Source organism: Streptomyces sp. G-G2 (assembly GCF_030063135.1).
Classification (GTDB): Bacteria; Actinomycetota; Actinomycetes; order Streptomycetales; family Streptomycetaceae; genus Streptomyces.
On the sequence record NZ_JASISO010000005.1, the window covers coordinates 183,359 to 205,173 of the forward strand.

Annotated in this window: 3 protein-coding genes (1 of these 3 cut by a window edge); all 3 read left to right on the forward strand. The window is 75.4% G+C overall.

Annotated elements, in window-relative coordinates; genetic code table 11:
• Tightly spaced (each overlapping or abutting the next), the 3 genes in view from QMF80_RS06500 to QMF80_RS06510 form a layout consistent with a single transcriptional unit that may run on beyond the window.
• Window positions 1-13,389 (forward strand): SDR family NAD(P)-dependent oxidoreductase, encoded by a 13,389-nt coding sequence (locus QMF80_RS06500; protein WP_283450362.1) that lies wholly within the window; start codon window positions 1-3, stop codon window positions 13,387-13,389.
• Window positions 13,386-18,089, forward strand: coding sequence for a non-ribosomal peptide synthetase (locus tag QMF80_RS06505; protein WP_283450364.1), 4,704 nt, complete (start codon window positions 13,386-13,388; stop codon window positions 18,087-18,089). Before QMF80_RS06500 ends, QMF80_RS06505 begins: the two co-directional genes overlap by 4 nt.
• On the forward strand, window positions 18,089-21,815 hold the 5' portion of the coding sequence (locus QMF80_RS06510) for an L-histidine N(alpha)-methyltransferase (RefSeq protein WP_283450366.1). Its footprint extends 15,857 nt past the window's final position; 3,727 of the gene's 19,584 nt are visible here — the first part of the coding sequence; the start codon lies at window positions 18,089-18,091; the stop codon falls past the right edge of the window. The genes QMF80_RS06505 and QMF80_RS06510 overlap by 1 nt, the downstream gene beginning before the upstream one ends.

Genomic DNA, 21,815 nt, shown 5'->3' on the forward strand with positions numbered 1-21,815 from the left:
GTGGACCGAAGGTCCGTTCGCTGTGCCCTGCACCTGAAGCGGGACAACCCGATCGTCGACGACCACCGGGTGCACGGGGTGCGCACCCTGCCGGGTGTCACCTTCCTCGACATCGTCTACCGGCTGCTCGCCGCCCGCGACGTCCCCTTGGACGCCGCCGAGCTGAGCGACGTGCTGTTCGTCGAGCCGGTGGTGACCACGGACACCTTCGACCGTGAGCTGACCGTCGACATCGCACCCGACGGCGACGTCTTCCGCGTGACGGCGACCAGCCGCAGGCTCCGCGACGGACTCCCCGTCGACGGCACCGTGACCACCCACCTCCGGGCCACCCTGCGCACCGGCCTGCCCCCGCTGACCGGCGCCCCCGGACTCCCGCGGTCCGGCACCCCGCGCGGCGTCGGCGAGGTCTACGCCACCGGCCGGTCGGCCGGCATCGAGCACCGGGCGTTCATGCGCTGCGCGGGCACCCTGTGGGTCTCGGCGGACCGGGTGTGCGCCGAGATCGCGCTCGGTGCCGAGGCGCGGAGCACGGTGGGGGACTTCCTGCTGCACCCCGCCCTGCTCGACGGCGCGACCATGCAGTCGTACGCGCTCGCCTTCGACGGGACGGACGCGGACGGCCGCCCCCTCATCCCCCTGCACATCGGCTCCTTCCGCGCCGCGCGCACCCTCGGGGAGAACTGCACCGTCGACCTGCGCCTGCACCCGGCCGGGGCGGGTGCCGGGGACGACGTGGTGAAGGCCGACATCGAACTGCGCGACGACTCGGGCGCGTTGGCCGCCCGGTTCACGGACCTGACCTTCAAGCGCGTCCGCTCCGCGGCGGCGATCACCCGGCTCACCGCCGAGCCGACGGAACCGGCGCCGGACCAGGCTCCGCGCGCCGCCGCCCCGGCACGCCCGGAAGGCCCCGCGCACCCGGAAGGCCAGGCACGCCCGGAAACCCCCGCGGACGCGGAAGCCCCCGCGGACGCGGTCCGCCAGAACGGCGGACCGGCGGACATCCGGGCCGAGGTGGTCGAGCTGGTCCGCCGGGCGGTCGCCGACCCCGCACTGGTGGTGGAGGGCGACCGCGGCTTCTACGACCTCGGCCTTGACTCCTCCCAACTCCTCACCCTGGTGCGGCTGTTCGAGGAACACTGGGACATCGCGCTCTACCCGACCCTGCTGTTCGAGTACCCGACCGTCGACGCGGTCGCGGATCATCTCGCCGGACTGCTGCCCGCCGTACGGCCCGTCCGCCCGGCCGCCGCCCCGGCGGCCACCGCCGCACGGACCCACTGCCTGACCGGGCTGTGGCAGGCCGCGCCGCGCCCCCCCGTGCCGACCGCCGGACCCCTGGTGGTGATCGGCGGCCTGCGGGTCCGGCCCGGCCAGATCACGGTCCGGCGCGGTCCCGCCTTCCGCCGGGTCGCCCACCACACCTACGAGCTCCGCCCGTACGAGGCCGGGGACCTGAGGCTGCTCCTCGCCGACCTGGCCGCCCTCGGCACGGCCCCGGAAGCGGTCCTGCACGTCGCGGAGCAGGACGGTGCGGATCTCCCCGAGGCCGTACGGTCCGCCTGCTGCGACGTGCTCGCTCTGGCCCAGGTCCTCGCCGACCGCCCGGTCCCCGTCGTACACGTGGGACCGGCCCGGGTCGCCGCCGCCGTGGCCGGACTGGCCCGCACGGTGCGCCTGGAGCAGCCGCGCCTCGCGATCACCGCCGTCGAGTGCGACGGCCCCGCCGATCCGGACGCCCTGCTCGCGGAGTTCGCGGACCACGGGGAGTCCTGGGTACGGCACACCCCCGGCGGCCGCCACGTCCGCCGCTACCGCGACGCCGACACCGACCTCGGCCGTACGGTCGCGGTCCGGACCGGCGGCGTCTACCTCGTCACCGGCGGCGCGGGCGGCATCGGCCGGGAACTCGCCGCCCGGCTGTCCGCACGCGGGGCCACGGCCGTCCTCGTGGGACGCACGCCGCGCCCGGCGGGACCGGAGGGCCCGTACGTCCGCGCCGACATCACGGTGGCGGCCGAGGTCGACGCCCTGATCAGCGGCATCCTCGAACGGCACGGCAGGCTGGACGGCGTCGTCCACGCGGCCGGGGTGCTGCGCGACGGCCTGTTCACGACCAAGCCCGCCACGGACCTCGCGGCGGTCCTCGAACCCAAGGTGCGCGGAGCGGTCCTGCTGGACGGGGCGACCCGCCACCTGGACCTCGACTTCTTCGCCCTCTTCTCCTCGGTGACCGGCGTCGCGGGCAACGCCGGTCAGTGCGACTACGCGGCCGCGAACGCCTTCCTGGACGCCTACGCACGCGACCGGGGGCTGACCTCCTTCGCCTGGCCGCTGTGGGCCGAGGGCGGTATGCGTACGGACGCCGCCGCCGAGGGCCTGTTCGCCCGGCAGGGCCAGGTCCCGCTGCCGACCGCGGCAGCCCTGGACGTGTTCGAGCAGGCCCTCGCCCTGTCCGGGACCGAGCTGATCGTGCTCCACGGCGATCCGGACCGGGCCCGCGCCTCCCTGGGCCTCGCCCCCGCCGACACCGTCGCCGCCGACACCACCCCCACCACGATCCCCGCCGCCCCCGTCGCCGCGCTCCGGCCCCGGGAGGACCACGGCACACCGGAGGCCGACGACCGGGACATCGCGGTGATCGGTGTCGCGGGCCGCTATCCGATGGCCGAGGACCTCGACCGGTTCTGGGACAACCTCAGCGCCGGGCGGGACTGCGTCACCGAGATCCCGCGGGACCGCTGGGCCTCGGACGGCTTCTACCGGCCCGACCGCGCGCCCGGCCACTCGTACAGCAAGTGGGGCGGGTTCCTGGAGGGCATCGACGAGTTCGACCCCGGTTTCTTCCGGATCACCCCGCGCGAGGCGGCGGGTATGGATCCGCAGGAACGGCTGTTCCTCCAGACCTCCTGGCACGCCCTGGAGGCCGCGGGGCTGACCCGCGCCGACGTGGCGGGCCGCATGGTCGGCGTCTTCGCCGGAGTGATGTTCAACCAGTACCAGATGCTCGGCCTGGGAGTCGAGGACCGGCTACCCGTACTGCCGACGTCCTTCTCCTCCGCCGTGGCCAACCGCGTCTCGGCGTTCCTCGACCTGCGCGGCCCCAGCCTGGCCCTGGACACCATGTGCTCCTCCTCCCTGACCGCGCTGCACCTCGCCTGCGAGAGCCTGCGGTCCGGGGACAGCGAGCTGGCGCTCGCGGGCGGCGTGAACCTGATCGTCCACCCGTACAAGTACCTGCACCTGAGCCAGGTCGGCTTCGTCTCCTCCGACGGCCGCTGCCGCGCCTTCGGCGCCGACGGGGACGGCTACGTGCCCGGCGAGGGCGTCGGGGTCGTCGTGCTCAAGCCGCTCGCCCGCGCCTTGGCGGACGGCGACCGGGTCCTCGCGGTGATCAAGGGCAGCGCCGTCAACCACGGCGGGCGCGCGGGGGGCTTCTTCGTCCCGAACCCCGCGGCGCAGGCCGACGTGGTGCGCCGGGCCCTGCGCAAGGCGGGCGTGGACCCCGCCTCCGTCGGGTACATCGAGGCGCACGGCACCGGCACTTCCCTCGGTGACCCCATCGAGGTCACGGCCCTGTCCCAGGCGTACGGCGCCACGCGGGGCAGGCTCGGATCGGTGAAGTCCGGTATCGGGCACCTGGAGTCGGCGGCGGGCGTCGCCGGGCTGACCAAGGTCCTCCTCCAGTTGCGCCACCGCACCCTGGTCCCCTCGCTGCACGCCGACCCGGCCAACACGAGCATCGACTGGGACTCCGCGGGCCTGCGCGTCCAGCGCGAGAGCGAGCCGTGGCCCGCCGGACCCGGCGGTGGCCCGCGCCGCGCGGGCATCAGCGCGTTCGGCGCGGGCGGGTCCAACGCCCACGTCATCGTCGAGGAGTTCCCCCAGCACCAGCCGTCGGCCGCCGAGGAACCGGCCGCCGCCGGACCGCAGGCCGTACTGCTCTCCGCCCGCACCCCGCAGGCGCTGCGAGAGCTGGCCGAGCGGTACGCGGAGCTGACGACGGGCGAGCGGCCCGACCCGGTGGCCGAAGTGGCCGAAGCGGCCGGTCTCGTCGGCGCCGACCCGGAGGCCGAGCTCGACGAACTCGGCCTGGACGTCGCCGACCTGCGCAGGCTCGCGCGGGCCCTCGCCGACCGGTTCCCGGGACGGGCCCCCCACGTCGACGCCCGCTCGACGCTCGCCGCTCTCGCCGGGGCCCTTCCGGCGGGCACCGGACCGGCCGTCGCGCTGGCCGACATCGCGTACACGACGCAGATCGGCCGGGAACCGCTGGAGGAGCGGCTCGCCGTGGTCGCCTCCGACATGGCCGGACTCCGCACGGCGCTCCACGCCTTCCTGGCCGGATCGCCGACACCGGCCCTCCACCGGGGCACCGTCACCGGGCAGCGCCCCGCCGCGCCCGCGCCGCCGACCGATCAGCACCCGGCCGACCCGGACGCGTGGGCGCGCGGCTGGGCGGCGGGCGCCGCACCCGACTGGCGTGCGCTGCACCGCGACCGGCGGCCGCGCAAGGTGGAACTGCCGCAGTACCCGTTCGCCCGCGTGCGGTGCTGGGTCGACGTACCGGCCGCCCTACCGGCCGCCGGGGCCCCTGCCGAGGCCCGCGCCGAGAACCTCGTACCGGCCCCCGCGCCCGCCGCCCTTCCGGCCGCCGAAGCATCCGCCGAGCCCGGCACCGAGGACCTTCCGGTGGACGTCCCCACCTGGGAGCCCGTCCCGGCGCCCACCACCGCGCCCGCTCCGGCCGGGCCGGTCGTGGTGCTCCACGCCCCCGCCCGCGCGGGCCTGGCCCGCGAGCTGGCCGCCCGGCACGAGGGGGCCGTTCTCGTCGAACTGGGGACACCGCTCCAGGTGACACCGCGGCTGGTCTACGTCCTGACCGGACCCACCGACACCACCGACACCACCGACTCCGCCGTGAACGAGGTGGAGCGGGTCGCCCGCGCCGAGGACGCGGGGGTCAAGGCCCTCGCCCCGTACGCCCGAGCCTGGTCCCGGGTCCCCACTCTCGACTGGGTGATCGTCACCGCGGGCTCCGCCGCTCCGCCCGGCCGCTCCGTCAGCGACCCCTACGCCGCCGGGATCACCGGCTTCGCCCGGGTCATGGAGAGCGAGCACCAGGGCTGGTCCGTCGCCTGCGTCGACCTCGACCCCGACCACGCGTCCGCCGCTCTGCTGGCGCCCGCGCCCCGGGGAACCCGCGTCGCGTACACCGGAACCGTCCGCCACGCCCAGGTCCTGCGACCCGCCCCGGCCGCCGCCGGGCCGGTCCCGCTCCGCCGGGGCGGCACCTACGTGATCGTCGGCGGCGCCCGTGGCATCGGCCGGGCGATCGCCGACCGGCTCGTCGCCGACTGGGACGCCGAAGTGGTGCTGGTCGGCCGGAGCGAGCTGTCCGGCCCCGGCCCCGGCGACCGGATCCGCTACGTCCGCGCCGACGCAACCGACCCCGTCCGGCTGGCGGCCGTCCTCGACGGGGCGGGCCCGGTGCACGGCGTGATCCACGCGGCCCTGGTGCGCCGCGACCGGCTCGTCCGCGACCTCTCGGACACGGACCTCGCGCGGAGCCTGGCGGCCAAGTCCGGCGTCGCGGCGGCCCTGGTCGACGCGCTGCGCGGCCGGAACCCGGACTTCCTGCTGTTCTTCTCCTCCGCCCAGTCGTTCCTCGGCGACCCCGGCCTGGCCAACTACGCCGCGGGCTCCACCTTCCTCGACGCCTACGCCCACGCGCTCGACGCCCGCCTGCCCCACTCGGTGCGCGTCGTCGACTGGGGCTTCTGGGGCACCGTCGGGGCAGTCGCCGACGACACCCACCGGGACCGCCTGACCGCGGCGGGCTTCCGGTCCATCACCCCCCGGGCGGGCTTCGCCGCGCTCGTCGCCGCGCTCCGGGGTCAGGAACCCCAGAGCGTCGTCGTGCCCGGCACCGAAGCCCTGCGTACGCGCATGGGCGCCAAGAGAGCGGAGAGCACCGACGTGACGCCCACCGGCGGACGACCGAACGCCGCCGACCTGCGCGTGGTGGAGGACTTCCACACGCTCGACCGGCAGATGACCCGGATCGCCGGAGGGGCCCTGCTCGCCCTGCTCGACGGCATGGGCGCCTGGCACGGACCCGACCCCGACACCGACGAGCTCCTGCGCCGGGTGGGCGTCACCCGCCGCTACGAGCGGCTGCTGCGCACCCTGCTCGCCGAGCTTTTGGGCGACGGCCTGCTCACCGCCGACGGCGGACGCCTGCGCCCGGCCCCGGACGCCCTGGCCGACGCGCGGGCGGGCGGCCACCTCGGCCGGCTCTCCGCCCTGGCCGACACGCGTCCCGAGTCGGCCGTGTTCGTCCGGTTGCTGGCCCTGTGCCTAGAGCGCTACCCGGAACTGCTCCGGGGTGAACTCCTCGCCACCGACCTGCTCTTCCCGTCCTCCGGCACCTCGCTCATGGAGCGCGTGTACCGGGGCAACCCCATCAGCGACCTCTACAACGACCTGCTCACCCAGCCCCTCGTCGGCCACGTCGAGCGGCGCCTCGCGGACCTGCCGGACGGCGCCGCCGTCCGCGTCCTGGAGGTCGGATCGGGCACCGGGGGCACGTCCGCCGGGCTGCTGCGCGCCCTCGCACCGTACGGCGAGCGGCTCGAGTACTGGTACACCGACCTGTCGGTCACCTTCCTCTCCCACGGACGGCAGGAGTTCGGCGGGCAGTACCCGTTCCTGCGGTTCAAGCGGCTCGACCTGGACACGGACCCCGTCGGCCAGGGTTTCGACGAGGGCGGCTTCGACCTCGTGGTGGGCGCCAACGTCCTGCACGCCACCTCGGACGTCGGCCGCGCCCTGCGCCACTTGCGGCGGGTACTGCGCCCCGGCGGCGAGCTGCTCCTCAACGAGCTGACGACGGTCACCCTGTCCGGCACGCTCACCTACGGGCTGTTCGACGGCTGGTGGGCCCACGGCGACACCGGTCTGCGCCTGCCCGGTTCCCCGCTGCTGGACGTTGCGGGCTGGACGGGAGTGCTCGGCGAGAGCGGGTACGACGCCGTGTCGGCGGCGCCGAGCACCAACGAGACCACGCGCAACTTCCAGCACGTCCTGGTGGCCAGGGCGGCCGCCACCGCCGCGCCCGTCGACGCGGGGCCCCCCGGGGCCGCCTTCGCCGACATGCTGCTGTCCCTCGCGTCGGACGCCTCGGGCATCCCCGTCGACGAACTCGACCTCGACCGGCAGATCGGGGACTACGGCTTCGACTCGGTCAGCTACAACCTCCTCGCGAGCCGGCTGAACGAGGCCTTCGGCCTGGACGTGACACCCGCGCTGTTCTACGAGACCCCCACCCTGCGGGCCCTCGTCGACCGGCTCGGCCGCGACCACCCTGGGCAGCTCCGCACCGTCCCGTCCGTCCCGTCCGCCACGTCCGTCCCGTCCGCCACGTCCGCCACGTCCGTCCCGTCCGCCACGTCTGCCACGTCCGTCCCGTCCGCCACGCCGGTCACGGTCCCGGCCGCCCCCGTCCCGGCTCCGCAAGCTCCCGCCGCCGCTCCCGCAACCCGTCCGGAAGCCCCCGCGGACCCGGAGGCCATCGCCGTCATCGGCATGAGCGGACGGATGCCCTCCAGCGCCGACTTGGACGAGTTCTGGGAACACCTGGTGGCGGGCGACGACCTGGTCACCGACGTCCCCGCGGACCGGTGGGACCCCGACGCGGTCCCGGCGGGCGTGCACGCCCGCCGCGGCGGCTTCATCCACGACGTCGACCGCTTCGACCCCCTCTTCTTCGGTGTCTCCCCGCACGAGGCCGAGGGCATGGACCCGCAGCAGCGGCTGGTGCTGGAAGGGGTCTGGACGGCACTGGAGAACGCCGGGCTGGCGCCCGGCAGCCTCGCGGGTTCCGACGTCGGACTGTTCATCGGGGCCGGGTCGAGCGACTACGACGAGATCCGCAAGGCGGCCGACCTGCCGGTCGACGCGCACGCCGCCACCGCCACCACGCACTCCATCCTGGTCAACCGGGTCTCCTACCAGCTCGATCTGCACGGGCCGAGCGAACCGGTCAACACGGGCTGCTCCAGCTCCCTGGTCGCGATCCACAGGGCCGCCGAGTCGATCCGCTCGGGCGAGTGCGACATCGCCGTGGCCGGAGGCGTCAACCTCGTCCTGTCCCCGCACAACCACGTCCTCCTCAGCAGCACGGGCATGCTGAGCCCGACCGGCGGCTGCCACACCTTCGACGCCCGCGCGGACGGGTTCGTCCGCGGCGAGGGCTACGGTCTCGTCGTGCTGACCGGCGCGAAGCGGGCCCAGGGACATCAGGTCCGGGCCTGGCTGCGCGGGACCGCCGTCAACCACGGAGGCCGGGCGCGGTCCCTGACCGCGCCCAACCCGGCCGCCCAGGCGGCGATGATCGTACGGGCCCACGAGCGCGCCGGAACCGACCCCGCCACCCTGGGCTACCTGGAGACGCACGGCACGGGCACGGAACTCGGCGACCCGGTGGAGATCAACGGCCTGCGGATGGCCTTCGACGAACTGCTGAGCCGCCGGGGCACGCCCCCGCCGCCCGAGGCGCACTGCGCCGTCGGAGCGGTCAAGGCCAACATCGGACACCTGGAATCCGCGGCGGGAGCCGCCGGAGTGATCAAGGTGCTGCTCGCGATGGAGCATGGCGTGCAGCCGCCGCTGGCCGGCCTCGGGGAGCCGAACCCGCACCTGCGCCTCGACGGCAGCCCCTTCCACCTGCCCCGCTCGGCGCGGGCATGGCCGCTCCCGGCCGCCGGGGCGCGCCGCGCGGGCGTCAGCTCCTTCGGCTACGGAGGCGTCAACGCCCACGTGGTCCTGGAGGAGGCCGGGGCCGCGCCCGCGGTGCGGCGCTCGCCCGGCCCCTGGGTGTTCCCGCTGTCCGCCCGTACCCCGCAGGCCCTGCGCCGGTACGCGAGCGCGCTGCTCGCGGCCCTGGAACGGCCCGGCCGGACGGCGGAGCTGGCCGACGTGGCGCACACGCTCCAGCACGGCCGGGACGCCATGACGGAACGGCTCGCGATCACCACCGCCGACCGGTCCACGCTCGCGGCCGCCCTGCGGGCCGCCGCCGACGGCGCCGACCACCCCGCGCTGGCCCGGCCCGCGGGCGGCGCGGACGCCGACCGCTGGGTGGCCGGGCACGCGGTCGACTGGCCGGCGGGCGGAGTTTCGATCCCGCTGCCCACCTATCCGTTCGAACGCCGTCGGTGCTGGGTCGCACCCGTCGCACCACTGCGTCCGGGGGCCGCGGTCGCCTCGGCGAGCGAGGCCGCGGCGACGGCCGCCCCGGCACCGGCCCCGGCGGGCATGTACGTCCCGCGCCTGCGGCCCGTCGCCGAGGCGGCCCCGAGCGGACCGGCCGCCGGTCCCGTCTGGGTGCTCGGCCCCGCAGAGCTGCGCGGAGCCGGGGTCCACCGGATCGGCGAGGCACCGCTGGAGTCCCTGCCGACCCCCGTCGCGGTCCACGCCGTGGTCGAGGGCGAGCGAGGGGTCCTCGACCTCTTCCGGACCGTCCACCACCTCCAGGCGCGCCCCGGCGCGGGCGGCGAACTCGCGCTGACGGTCGTGACCCGCGCCGCGGCCGACCCGGCGTCGGCCGCGGCACTGGGCCTCGCCCGGTCCGTACGACAGGAGTGCGAGCGCTGGCGGGTCACCACCGTCGACACCGGCCCCGACGACCCGGCGCCGGGACCGATCGCCGTCCCCGGCGACCACGCGCTGCGCGACGGCCGCTGGTACCGGGAGGTGCTCGAGCCCGCCGACACGACGGGCGGGGCCGCTCCCGTCCTGCGCGAGGGCGGTACCTACGTGATCGTCGGCGGAACCGGCGACGTCGGCCTGGACGTCGCCGAGCAGCTCGTACGGCGCCACCGGGCCCGGGTCGTCCTCGTCGGGCGCTCCGCGCCGGACGCGGCCACGTCGGCCCGGATCAGGGCCATCGACCCCACGGGCACCCGGGTCGAGGTGCACCGGGCGGACGCAACGGAGCCGGCCCGGCTGCGTGCCGTGCTCGACCGGGTGGGCGTCGTCCACGGAGTCCTGCACTCGGTGACCGTGCCGAGCGACCGGTCGCTGGCGGCCATGGACGAGGAGTGGTTCCTGCGGGGCATGGCGGCCAAGAGCCGCACCACCGAGGCACTCGGCGAGGCGCTGGGCGACCGGAGGCTGGACTTCCTGGCGCTGTTCTCCTCGGCGCAGTCCTTCCTCGGCAACCCCGGCCAGGCCGCTTACGCGGCCGGGTGCACCGCCCAGGACGCCATCGGCCGCGCGCTCGCCGCCCGGCTTCCCTACCCCGTCCGCGTCGTGAACTGGGGGGCCTGGGCCGGCTCCGCGCTCACCGAGCGCCACCTCGGCCGCCTGGCCGCGGCAGGGATCCACCCGCTCTCACCGGAGACGGGATTCGAAGCGCTGAGCCAGGTGCTCGGCCGACAGGAGGTTCAGGTGGTGGTGGTCTCGGGCACGGACGAGTTCCTCGGCCGGATCGGTGTCCCGGCGGCCGGTGCGGACGTACGGCGCCAGCCCGCGCCCGCGGCGGACGTCGAGGCCCCGGCCACGGCCTCGTGGCGTGCGGCGGCGGCCGACGAAATGGTGGCCCTCGTACGTGAGGTGGCGGGCATCCGGCCCGAGGAGCTCGCCCCGGACGATCTGCTCAGCCGTTTCGGCTTCGACTCGATCATGTACACGAGGCTGAGTTCCCGGATGAACGCGCGGTGGGACCTCGACCTGACCCCGGCCACGTTCTTCGGCGTGGCCACCGCCCACGACCTCGTGGACAAGATCCTCCAGAACCATGGAGCCGCGGTCGCGGCGCACTGGAGCGCGGACGCGCGGCCCGGCGCACCGGCGGCCGACCGGGCCCCCGCCGCCGAGCCGGCCCGGGCGCGGGCCGCGGCCGCCCAGGCCTTCCCGGCCGCCCCCGTTCGGGCCACCGCCCCGGAGCCCGTCCCCGGCGCGCCCGCGGCCGTCGCCATCGTCGGCATGGCCGGTCTGCTTCCGGGCTCCGACGACCTGGACGAGTTCTGGGAGCACCTGACGGCCGGTGACGACCTCGTCGGCGAGATACCCGCCGACCGCTGGGACTGGCGCCGCCTGTACGGGGATCCGGAGCCCGGGGAGTTCCGTACGACGGCGAAGTGGGGAGGGTTCGTGCGCAGGGTCGACCTCTTCGACCCCCAGTTCTTCGGCATCTCGCCCCACGAGGCCATCGCGATGGACCCGCAGCACCGGCTGGTGCTGGAGGCGTCCTGGAGCGCGATCGAGAACGCGGGCATCCGGCCCTCCGCGCTCGCCGGCACCGACACGGGCGTCTTCATCGGCAGTAGCACCTACGACTACTTCGAGCTCCAGCACGCCCTCGGCGTCCCGCTCGACGGCTACAGCACGGTGGGCCGGGCCCACGCCATCATGTCCAACCGGGTGTCGTACCTCCTGGACCTGCACGGCCCCAGCGAAACCATCGACACCGCCTGCTCGTCCTCGCTCGTCGCCGTCCACCGGGCGGCCGAGGCGATCCGGAGCGGCGACTGCGAGGTGGCGCTCGCGGGCGGCGTGAACGTCATGGCCTCGCCGACGCTGTTCGTGGACATGAGCCAGGCCGACATGCTGAGCCCGGACGGCCGCTGCCGCACCTTCGACGCGCGGGCCAACGGCATCGTCCGGGCCGAGGGCGTGGGCGTCGTGGTGCTCAAGCGCCTCGACGCGGCGATCGCCGACGGCGACGTCATCCACGGCGTCCTGCGGGGCAGCGCCGTCAACCACGGCGGCCGCACCAACTCGCTGACCGCGCCCAACCCGGACGCGCAGGCCGCCTGCATCGTCAAGGCGCACCGCCGCGCGGGTGTGGACCCGCGGACCGTCACCTATGTCGAGACCCACGGCACCGGCACCGAACTCGGCGACCCCGTCGAGGTCGAGGGCCTGAAGTCGGCCTTCGCGGAGCTGTACGCCGACCACGGCGCCGTCCCCGGCCGGGCACACGTGGTGCTGGGCGCGGTGAAGACCAACACCGGCCACCTGGAGGCCGCCGCGGGCGTCACCGGCCTGATCAAGGTGCTGCTCGCGATGCGTCACGGGTCGATCCCCGGCAACGTGCACATGGAGAAGCTCAACCCCCACCTGCGACTCGACGGCAGCCCGCTGCGCGTCCCGGCCGGGAACGAGCCCTGGAACCGAGTCCGCACGGCCGAAGGGGCCGAGGCGCCGCTGCGGGCGGGAGTGAGCTCCTTCGGCCTCGGCGGGGTCAACGCGCACCTGGTGGTGGAGGAGTACCGGGAGGAGCCGGTCCTTTTGGCGCCGGGGGAGCGGCTGTTCGTCCTGTCGGCGAAGACCCCGGAGCGGCTGCGCGACTATGCGGGGCGCCTGGCCCGCTGGGTCGCGTCCCACGAGGACGTGGACCCGGCGGCCCTCGCCCACACGCTGCGCACCGGCCGGGAGGCCTTCCCCGAGCGTCTCGCGGTCGTCGCCGACTCGCCGGGCGCGCTGGTGGCGGCCCTGGAGTCCTGGCAGGCCGACGGACCGGTCGCGGGCGTCTTCACCGGGGACGGCAAGGACGCCACCACCGCCCTGCTACTGGACGGGCCCGAGGGCAGCCGGTACCTGCGGGCCGTGGTGGACGCGGGCCGACTGGACAAGGTCGCCCGGCTGTGGGTCGGCGGCGCCCCGGTCGACTGGACGCAGCTGTGGCCCGGAACGGAGCCCAGGCGGCTGCCCGTACCGGCCTACCCCTTCGCGCGGGAGAGCTACTGGCTGACCCCCGGAGCGCGCTTCGACACCGTCCAGGCCGCCGCGGCGGGCCTGGTGCCCGAGCTCGCGCCCGAGCTCGCGCCCGAGCTCGCGTTCGAGGCCGACGCCGAAGCCGGTGCCCGGGCCGCCGTGGAAGCCCAAGCCGCCGCGGATGCCCAAGCGGCCGCCCCCGCGCGGCCGGTGGCGGCCGGGCCCCCCGCCGTCGTCGGACCGGAGAGCACGCGGGACGAGGGCGCCGACGCCGAGGGCGCCGTCCGTACGCACGTACGCGCCCTGCTGGCCGCCCACCTGGGCATGCGGCCCGAACGGCTGTCCCTGGACTGGGCGCTCTCCGACGCCGGAGTGGACTCGCTGGGCCTGCGGCGGCTCAGCCGTCGCCTCGGCGCGGACTACGGAGTGGAGGTGCCGCCCAGGATGTTCCGGGTGGCCCAGACGGTACGGGCGGTGGCCCGCGCCGTGTTCGAGGCGTACGGGCCGCTGCCCGCGCCCCGGCAGCCCGAACCGGAACCCGAACCGGCCCCCGCCGCGGCTCCGGCCGCCGACGGGGTGGCCGCTCTGCTGGCAGGGCTGCGCAACGGAACCGTCCGGGTGGACGAGGCCCTGGCCGTACTCGAAGGAGGGACGGGACGATGAGCACCGACCTACGTGAACTGCTGACGGCGATCGCCGCGGGCAAGGTGTCCGGCGAGGTGGCCGAGCTGCTGGTGCGGGGCCTCGTCGACACGGACGGACCGGCCGCACCGGCCGCCGCGCCCGTGCCGCTCCCGGTCCCCGCGGCGGGGTACGCCGCGGAGGCGCCCTCCGGGCCGTACCCGCTCAGCCGCGGGCAGGCCGCTCTGTGGGCCCTGCACGCCGACGATCCGCGGACCGTCTCCTACAACCTGCCGCTGGGCCTGTGGCTCGGCGAGGACGTGGAGGAGGACCGGCTGGTCGAGGCGCTGGCTGCCATGGTGCGGCGACACCCGGAACTGGGCGTCTCCATCCGCCTCGATGCCACCGGGCCCGTGCAGGAGGTCACCGGCCGCGCCCCGGAGGTGGCCCGGCTCGACCTCGGCCACGTGACCGACGGGGAGTTCGCCACCCGCGTACGCGCCCTGGTGCGCCGCCCGTTCGACCTGGAGCAGGATCCGCTGTACCGGATGTGGCTCGTCGCCGCGCCCGGCGGCGCCACCCTGCTGCTCCTGGTGTTCCACCACCTCATCACCGACGGGGTCTCCAGCCACCTGCTGCTGCGCGACATAGTCGCCTGCCACGACGCGCTCGCCCGGGGCCGCGAGCTGCCGGCGGTCGAACCGGCCGCCTCCTACGCAGAGTTCGTGGAATGGCAGCGCACCATGCTGGCCGCCCCGGAGACGCAGGAGCACCGGCGGTGGTGGCTCGACCGACTGCACGGTGCCTCCACGGCCCCGGTGCTGGACGCGCTCGCCGACCACCGGCGGTCCGGACCCGCCCCGCAGCCCGACGGGCAGATGGTGCAGTTGCGGCTCCCGCGCTCCACCTGGGCCGCCGTCCAGGACACCGCCCGCGCGGGTGGGCTGACCCCGTTCAACGTCGTGCTCGGCGCGTTCCTCGCGCTCCTGCACCGCCACTCGGGACACCGCGACCTCAGCGTGATGGTGCCGACCGACGGCCGTCCCGCCCAGCGCTTCGACCGCACCGTCGGCTACCTGATCAACCCGGTGGTCCTGCGCGTGGACTGCGATCCCGACCACAGCTTCGGCGAGCTCATGGGCGCCGTCGGGGACCGGATGGCGGAGGCCGAGGAGCACAGCGCCTACCCCTTCGCCTCCGTCGTCGACGACCTGCGCCGCACGAGCGACGCCGCGGCGGGCTTCGACATCGGCTTCTACATGCAGCAGGGAGTCGGCGGAGACCAGGACATGGCGGCCGGGCAGACCGTCTTCCGTGACGCGCTCGACCTCACCCAGGAGGGCGAGAACGACCTCGTCGTCGAGGTGGTCGTGCGCGACACCGGCGTGCTCCTCTACCTCAAGTACGACCCGCAGCGCTTCGACCGCTCCACCGTGGAACGCCTGGCCGAGCACTACCGGCTGCTGCTGGACGCGGTGACGGCCGATCCCTCCGTACGTCTCCGGGACCTCGACCCCGCCACCTCCGCCGAGCGGCGCACCGTCGAGAGGGCCAACGCCACGCGCGCCGAACGGCCGCGCGATGTCACCGCCGCCGACCTGGTGCTCGCCCGCGCCCGGCGCGCCCCCGGGCGCACCGCCGTGGTCGACGCGACGGGCTCGCTGACCTACGGCGAACTGGCCGGGCAGGTGCACGCCCTCACCAGGATCCTCACCGAGCACGGCGTGCGCCGGGGCGACGTCGTGGGCGTCCTCGTCGGCCGCAGGGCCGCGCTGGTCGTGGCCCTGCTCGCCGTCCAGGCCGCCGGGGCCGCGTACGTCCCCCTCGACCCGGACTTCCCGGCGGCCCGGCTCGCCCACATCACCGCCGACGCGGCCCCGGCGGCCGTGATCGTCGACCCGCACCTCGCCGACCGGCTGCCCGAGGACGCCCCCGGTGTGCGCGTCCCCCTGACCGGCCTGGAACCCGAGGCGCGGACCGTCGCCCCGGTGGCCCGCCGCGACGACGACCTCGCCTACGTCCTCTACACCTCCGGATCCACGGGCGAGCCCAAGGGCGTCGAGGTCTGCCACGGCAATCTGGTGAACCTGCTGGTCGCGGCGGCCGAGCGGCCCGGCTGCTCCGAGGACGACACCCTGCTGGCGGTGACCACCGCCGGGTTCGACATCTCGGGTCTGGAACTGCTGCTCCCGCTGACCCGGGGCGCCACCGTCCACATCGCGCCCGAGGACGTGGTCCGGGACGGATTCGCGCTGGCCGACCTGATCGCCACGTCGGGCGCCACCCTCGTCCAGGCCACTCCGGCCACCTGGGAGATGCTGTCGCACGCGGGCTGGACCGGACACGTGCGCAGGCTGCTGTGCGGCGGGGAGGCGCTGACCGCCGACCTCGCGCACCGGCTGCTGGACCGCTGCGACGAACTGTGGAACATGTACGGGCCGACCGAGACGACCATCTGGTCCTCCGCGCGGCGGATCCGGCGGGGCGGGCCCGTCACCGTGGGCACCCCGCTCGCCAACACCACCTTCCGCACCGCCGGTCCCGACGGCGCGCCCGTGCCGTTCGGCGCGGTCGGCGAACTGCTGATCGGCGGCGACGGCGTCGCCCGCGGCTACCGCGGCAAGCCGGAACTGACCGCCGAGCGCTTCGTACACGACCCGGCGACCGGGGAACGGCTGTACCGCACGGGCGATCTGGCCCGCTGGTCGGCCGACGGCGACATGGTGCTGCTCGGGCGTGCCGACCGGCAGGTGAAGCTGCGCGGCCACCGCATCGAACTCGGCGAGATCGAGGCCGCCGTCCGGCACGCGGGCGAGGCGCCCGCCGGCGGCACCGGCGGCATCGGCGACGTCCGGGTGGCGCTGCGCGAGGACCTGCCCGGGCAGCCGGGCCTGGTGGCCTTCGTACAGGCCGCCCCGGAGGCCGCGGAGGCCGCGGTCGGACGGATCCGGGCGCGGCTCCCCGCGTACATGGTCCCCTCCCGCACGGTGGCGCTGTCGCGCTTCCCCCTGACCCCCAACAGCAAGGTGGACACCGGTCCGCTGACGAGCCTGCCGATCGCGGAACTCGTACGCCGCTTCGGGCACGGGGACCGCCCCGCCGAACCGGAAGGGGAAGCGGACCGGCGGCCCCGGCCGAGCGGCCACGCGGACCTGGCGGCGCGGCTGCGGCAGAGCGCGGCGCGGATCGCCGGGCTGCCGGTGGAGGACATCCCTCTCGACCGGCCGCTGGGGGAGGTCGGCTTCGACTCGATCGGCTTCACCCGCCTCGCGGTCGCGCTGCGCGAGCAGTTCGGCGTCACGGTGCGCCCGACCCTCTTCTACTCCCGCCCGGACCTCAGTTCGCTGGCCGCCCACCTGAGCACGGCCCATCCCGAGGCGTTCGTCACGACGCACCGGGAGCCCGCCCCCCGGACCACGTCCGAACCGGTCGTCGCGGCGGCCGTCGCGCAGCGCGGATTCCCGCCGGTGGCCGTCGTCGGCATCGGGGGACGGCTGCCCGCCTCCGCGAACCTGGAGGAGTTCTGGCAGCACCTCGCCGCCGGGCGCGACCTCACCCGGCCGTACCCCATGGAGCGCGGCTTCTCCGCCCGGGTCTTCCCGCAGGGCCTGCGCGGCTCCTTCGTCGAGGACGTGGACGCCTTCGACGCGGCGCTCTTTCGCATCTCCCCCCGGGAAGCGGCGCAGATGGACCCCCAGCAGCGCCTGCTGCTGCACGCCGCGCACGAGGCCGTGCTCGATTCCGGTCAGGTACCGGCGGCGCTCGCCGGCAGCCGCACCGGGGTGTTCGTCGGACTCAGCGGTACGGACTACCTGAGCCTGCTCGGTCCCGGCTCGCCGGAGATGGGGGACCACTTCCTGATCGGCAACGTCCCCTCGATCGCGGCCAACCGCATCTCCTACGTGTTCGACCTGCACGGCCCCAGCGCCGTCTTCGACACGGCGTGCTCCAGTTCGCTCGTCGCCGTCCACCGCGCGGCCCGCGCCCTCCAGCAGGGGGACTGCGACATGGCCCTCGCCGGAGGAGCCAACCTCCTGCTGTCCCCGCACGGGTTCACCGGCCTGCGCCGCGCCGGGATGCTCAGCCCCGACGGCCGCTGCAAGACCTTCGACGAGCGCGCGGACGGATACGGCAGGGGCGAGGGAGTGGTGCTCCTGGCCCTCAAACTGCTGGACCGGGCGGTGGCCGACGGGGACCCCGTGCACGGCGTACTGATCGGATCGGCGGAGAACCACGGCGGGCACACCCACTCGCTCACGGTCCCCAACCCGCAGGCACAGCGCGACGTCGTGCTCGCCGCACACCGGTCGGCCGGGGTCGCGCCCGACACGATCGACTACATCGAGGCGCACGGCACGGGGACCCCGCTCGGCGACCCGATCGAGATCGACGCCCTCAAGGAGGCGTTCGGCCGCCTGTACGCCGACTGGGGGATCCCGGTGCTCGCGGGGCGCACCGGCCTCGGGTCGGTCAAGACGAACATCGGCCATCTGGAGGCCGCGGCGGGCGTCGCCGGTGTCGTGAAGGTCCTGCTGGCGATGCGTCACCGCACGCTCCCCGGCCTCGTGGACCTCCGGACGCCGAATCCGATGCTCGACCTCGACGGCAGTCCGTTCCGGATCCAGGCCGCACCACAAACATGGGAAACACGCGAGGGGACGCCGGCCCGGGTCGGCGTCAGCTCGTTCGGCATGGGAGGCAGCAACGTGCACGTGGTAGTCGAAGAGGCGGGACAGCGTTGATGAGCGGTACCACCGAGGACAGGACCGCCCGACTGGTCCTCCTGTCCGCCGACGGCCCCGAACAGCTCGAGCAGTACCGGGCCGAGCTGTGCACCTGGCTGGACGCCCACCCGGCGGCCCCCCTGGACGGCATCGCGCACACCCTGCGCGTCGGCCGGGAACCCCTGCGGGAGCGCGTCGCCCTGGTCGTGGGGAGCGTCGCCGAGCTGGCCGCGCGCCTGCGCGACGGGGACGGCCTCGCCCTCGGGACCGCGACGGCCGCAGCCTCCGGCGGCGAGACCGGGTCCGTCACCACCGACGACCCGGCCGAGGCCGCCCGCCTGTGGGTCACCGGCCGGGACGTCGTCCTGCCCGAGCCCGCGGGCGACCGCCCGGCCCGGCTCTCCCTGCCCGTTCCGCCCCGGCCGACCCGCCGCTACTGGATCAAGGCGCCCGCGGCCCTGGCCGACGGCCCCTGCGAACGGCTGCTGACCGGCGCGGAGTTCTACCTGCGCGACCACTCCCTGGGCCGGATCCGGATCCTGCCCGCCGTGGCGGCCCTCGAGTTCGCGGTGGCCGCCGCCGAACAGCAGGGCCACGGCCGCGCCACCGGCATCGCCAACGTGCTGTGGGCCCGCCCCGTACTCGTCGAGGACGAGCCCGTCCGCGTACGTCTGCACCTCGCGCCCACGGCCGACGGGGTCTCCTACGAGGTCCGGCTGGCCGACGACGGCCCCGAAGGCCCGCTCTGCTCCGCCGGTACCCTCCGGTTCGACGCCCGCCCCGAGGCGCCGCGCCTCGACCTGGACGCGATCCGGGCCCGGCTGCCCCGTACCGCCACCGCCGAGGAGTGCTACGCGGTCTTCACCGCGCTCGGGGGCGGCTACGGGCCCAGCCTCCAGGGGCTGCGCGCGGTACTGTCCGCGCCGGGCGAGGTCCTCGCGCAGGTCGCCGTGCCCGCGGCGGCGGACCTCCCCTTCTCCGGCTTCGCCCTCCACCCGTCCCTGCTCGACGCGATGCTCCAGGCCTGCCTGTGGACCGACGAGGCCCCCTCGGCCCCGCGCGCCCGGGAACTGCCCTTCTCCCTGGACGCGGTCGAGATTTTCGGACCGCTCCCCGAACAGGGCCACGTGCACGCCGTGAGGACCGCGGTGGGACACGACGTCTCCCTCGCCGACGACCAGGGCCGGGTCCGCGTGCGGCTGCGCGCCGTCGTCACCCGGCCGGTGAACGGCGCCGCCCGCCTCGACGCCACCATCGGCGCCCACCTGCTCGCACAGCGCTGGCAGGACGCCCCCGCCCCGGCCGCCGGCCGGACCGTGCGGACCCTGCTGCTCGGCGGGGAGACCTTCACCGGAGCCGAACACGCCACCGCGGACTCCGTCTTCCCCCGCGACGAGGAAATCCTGCTCGTCCACACCTCGGACGGCGATCCGCTGCCCGCCCTCACCGGGCTGTACCGCTCCTGGGCGGCCCAGCCGACCCGCCACCCGGTCCGTGTCCTGCACGTGTTCCGCACGTCCGGAGGGGTCGAGGACGCGCGCTCCCAGGCCCTGGACGGATTCGCCCGGTCCCTCGCCAACGAGGACCCGCAGTTCCTCGTCTCGGCCGTCGACGCGGGCACGGCGGCCCTCGCCGCCACCGTCGGGTCCGAGGCGCGCGCCGCCCACGCGTTCCGGGTCCGGTACACGGCCGACGGCCGGCAGGTACCGCGCTGGGAGCCCGTCGCCCCCGACGCGGCGCCGCTCACCCCGCGCGGCACCGTGCTGGTCACCGGCGGTGCGGGCGCCCTGGGCCGCCTGATCGTCGCCCACCTGGGAGGCGACGCCCGCTACGTCCTGACGGGCCGTTCACCGGGGGCCGACCTCACGGAGCTGCGCGCCGCCGGTCTCGATGTCCACTACGTACCCGCCGACCTGGGCGCTCCCGGCGCCGCCGCGGACCTCGTCGAGCGGATCCACGCCTCCTTCGGGCCGCTCCACGGGGTGCTGCACCTCGCCGGGACCACCCACGACGCTCTGCTGATCGGCAAGAGCGACCAGCGGAGCGCGGCCGTGCTCGGTCCCAAGGTGCGCGGCACCGTGGAGCTGGACCGGGCCACCGCGGGCGACCCGCTCGACTTCTTCATCGCCTTCTCCTCCATGTCGGGGGCCGCGGGAAGCCCCGGCCAGACCGACTACGCCTACGCCAACCGCTTCCTGGACGCGTTCACGGCCTGGCGCCGGGGCAGCGGACGGCCGGGGCGCAGCCTCTCCGTGCTCTGGTCGCTGTGGGCCGACGGGGGCATACGCGTCGACGCGGACGAGGCCACCGCGGCCCGGATGGCCCGCCAGGTCGGTCTGGTGGCCATGCCCACGGAGGCCGGACTCACGGCCTTCGACCGGGCCCTGGGCCACGACGGCGACCACGTCCTCGTGGCGCACGGCAATCTGGCGCGCCTGCGCGAGGTGCTGAACGCTCCGGCGCCCTCGGCCCCCTCCGCCTCGGCCGCCTCCGCTCCCTCCATCTCCACTCCCTCCACCTCCCGTGTCCCCGCCGCGCGCGCCGTCCCGTCCGCCCCGTCCGCGCAGCCGACGGCCCTGTCCGCCGACGCGGCCGAGGAGTTCCTGCGCCAGGTGCTGGCCGGAGTCTTCGAGTTCCCCGCCGAGGAGATCGAGGCCGACGCGCCGTTCGAGCGGTTCGGCATCGACTCGCTGCTGATCATGGACCTGACCCGGCGCCTGGAGGAGCACTTCGGGTCCCTGCCCAAGACCCTGTTCTTCGAGTACCAGGACCTGCGCTCCCTGGCCGCCTGGTTCACTCAGCACCACGGCTCGCGCCTCGCGGAACTGGCGCCCGCGCCCGAACCGGTGACCGCACCGGCCCCCTTGGCGGCCGGAGCGCCGGAGCGGGCGGCCACCGCCGCGGTGGCGGTCCCGAGAGCCGCCGTCCCCGTCCCGGCCCCTTCGGGGCCCATGCCCATCGCCATCGTCGGCGTCGCCGCCCGCTTCGCCGAGTCGGACACCCTCGACCAGTTCTGGGACCACCTCGAGGCGGGCCGGGACCTGGTCACCGAGATCCCGGCGGACCGGTGGGACTGGCGGGACTACGACCAGCACACCCCCGCCGACCGGGCGGCCCGCTACAGCCGCTGGGGCAGCTTCCTGCGCGGCATCGACATGTTCGACCCGCTCTTCTTCGGCGTCTCGCCCCGCGAGGCGGAGATCGTCGATCCCCAGGAACGGCTGTTCCTCCAGACGGCCTGGCACGCCATGGAGAACGCCGGACGCACCCGCGCGGACCTGCGCTCCCACCGCGTCGGCGTGTACGTCGGCGCGATGTACGGGCTCTACCAGCTGCACGAGGCCGAGGACGGCCGGATCGGCGCCTCCTCGCACGCCTCGATCGCCAACCGCGTCTCCTACACCCTCGGCCTCACCGGCCCCAGCCTGGGCGTCGACACGATGTGCTCCTCCTCGCTCACGGCCATCCACCTGGCCGTGCGCGACCTGCGCGCCGGGGACACCGACCTGGCCGTCGCGGGCGGGGTCAACCTGCACGTCCACCCGTACAAGTACCGCTTCCTCGGCCAGGGCAGCTTCACCTCCAGTGACGGCCGCTGCCGCAGCTTCGGCGCGGACGGCGACGGATACGTCCCCGGCGAGGGCGTCGGCGCGGTGCTGCTGCGGCCGCTCGCGGACGCCGTACGGGACGGCGACCACATCCACGGTGTCATCCTCGGGACCAGCGTCAACCACGGCGGCCGCA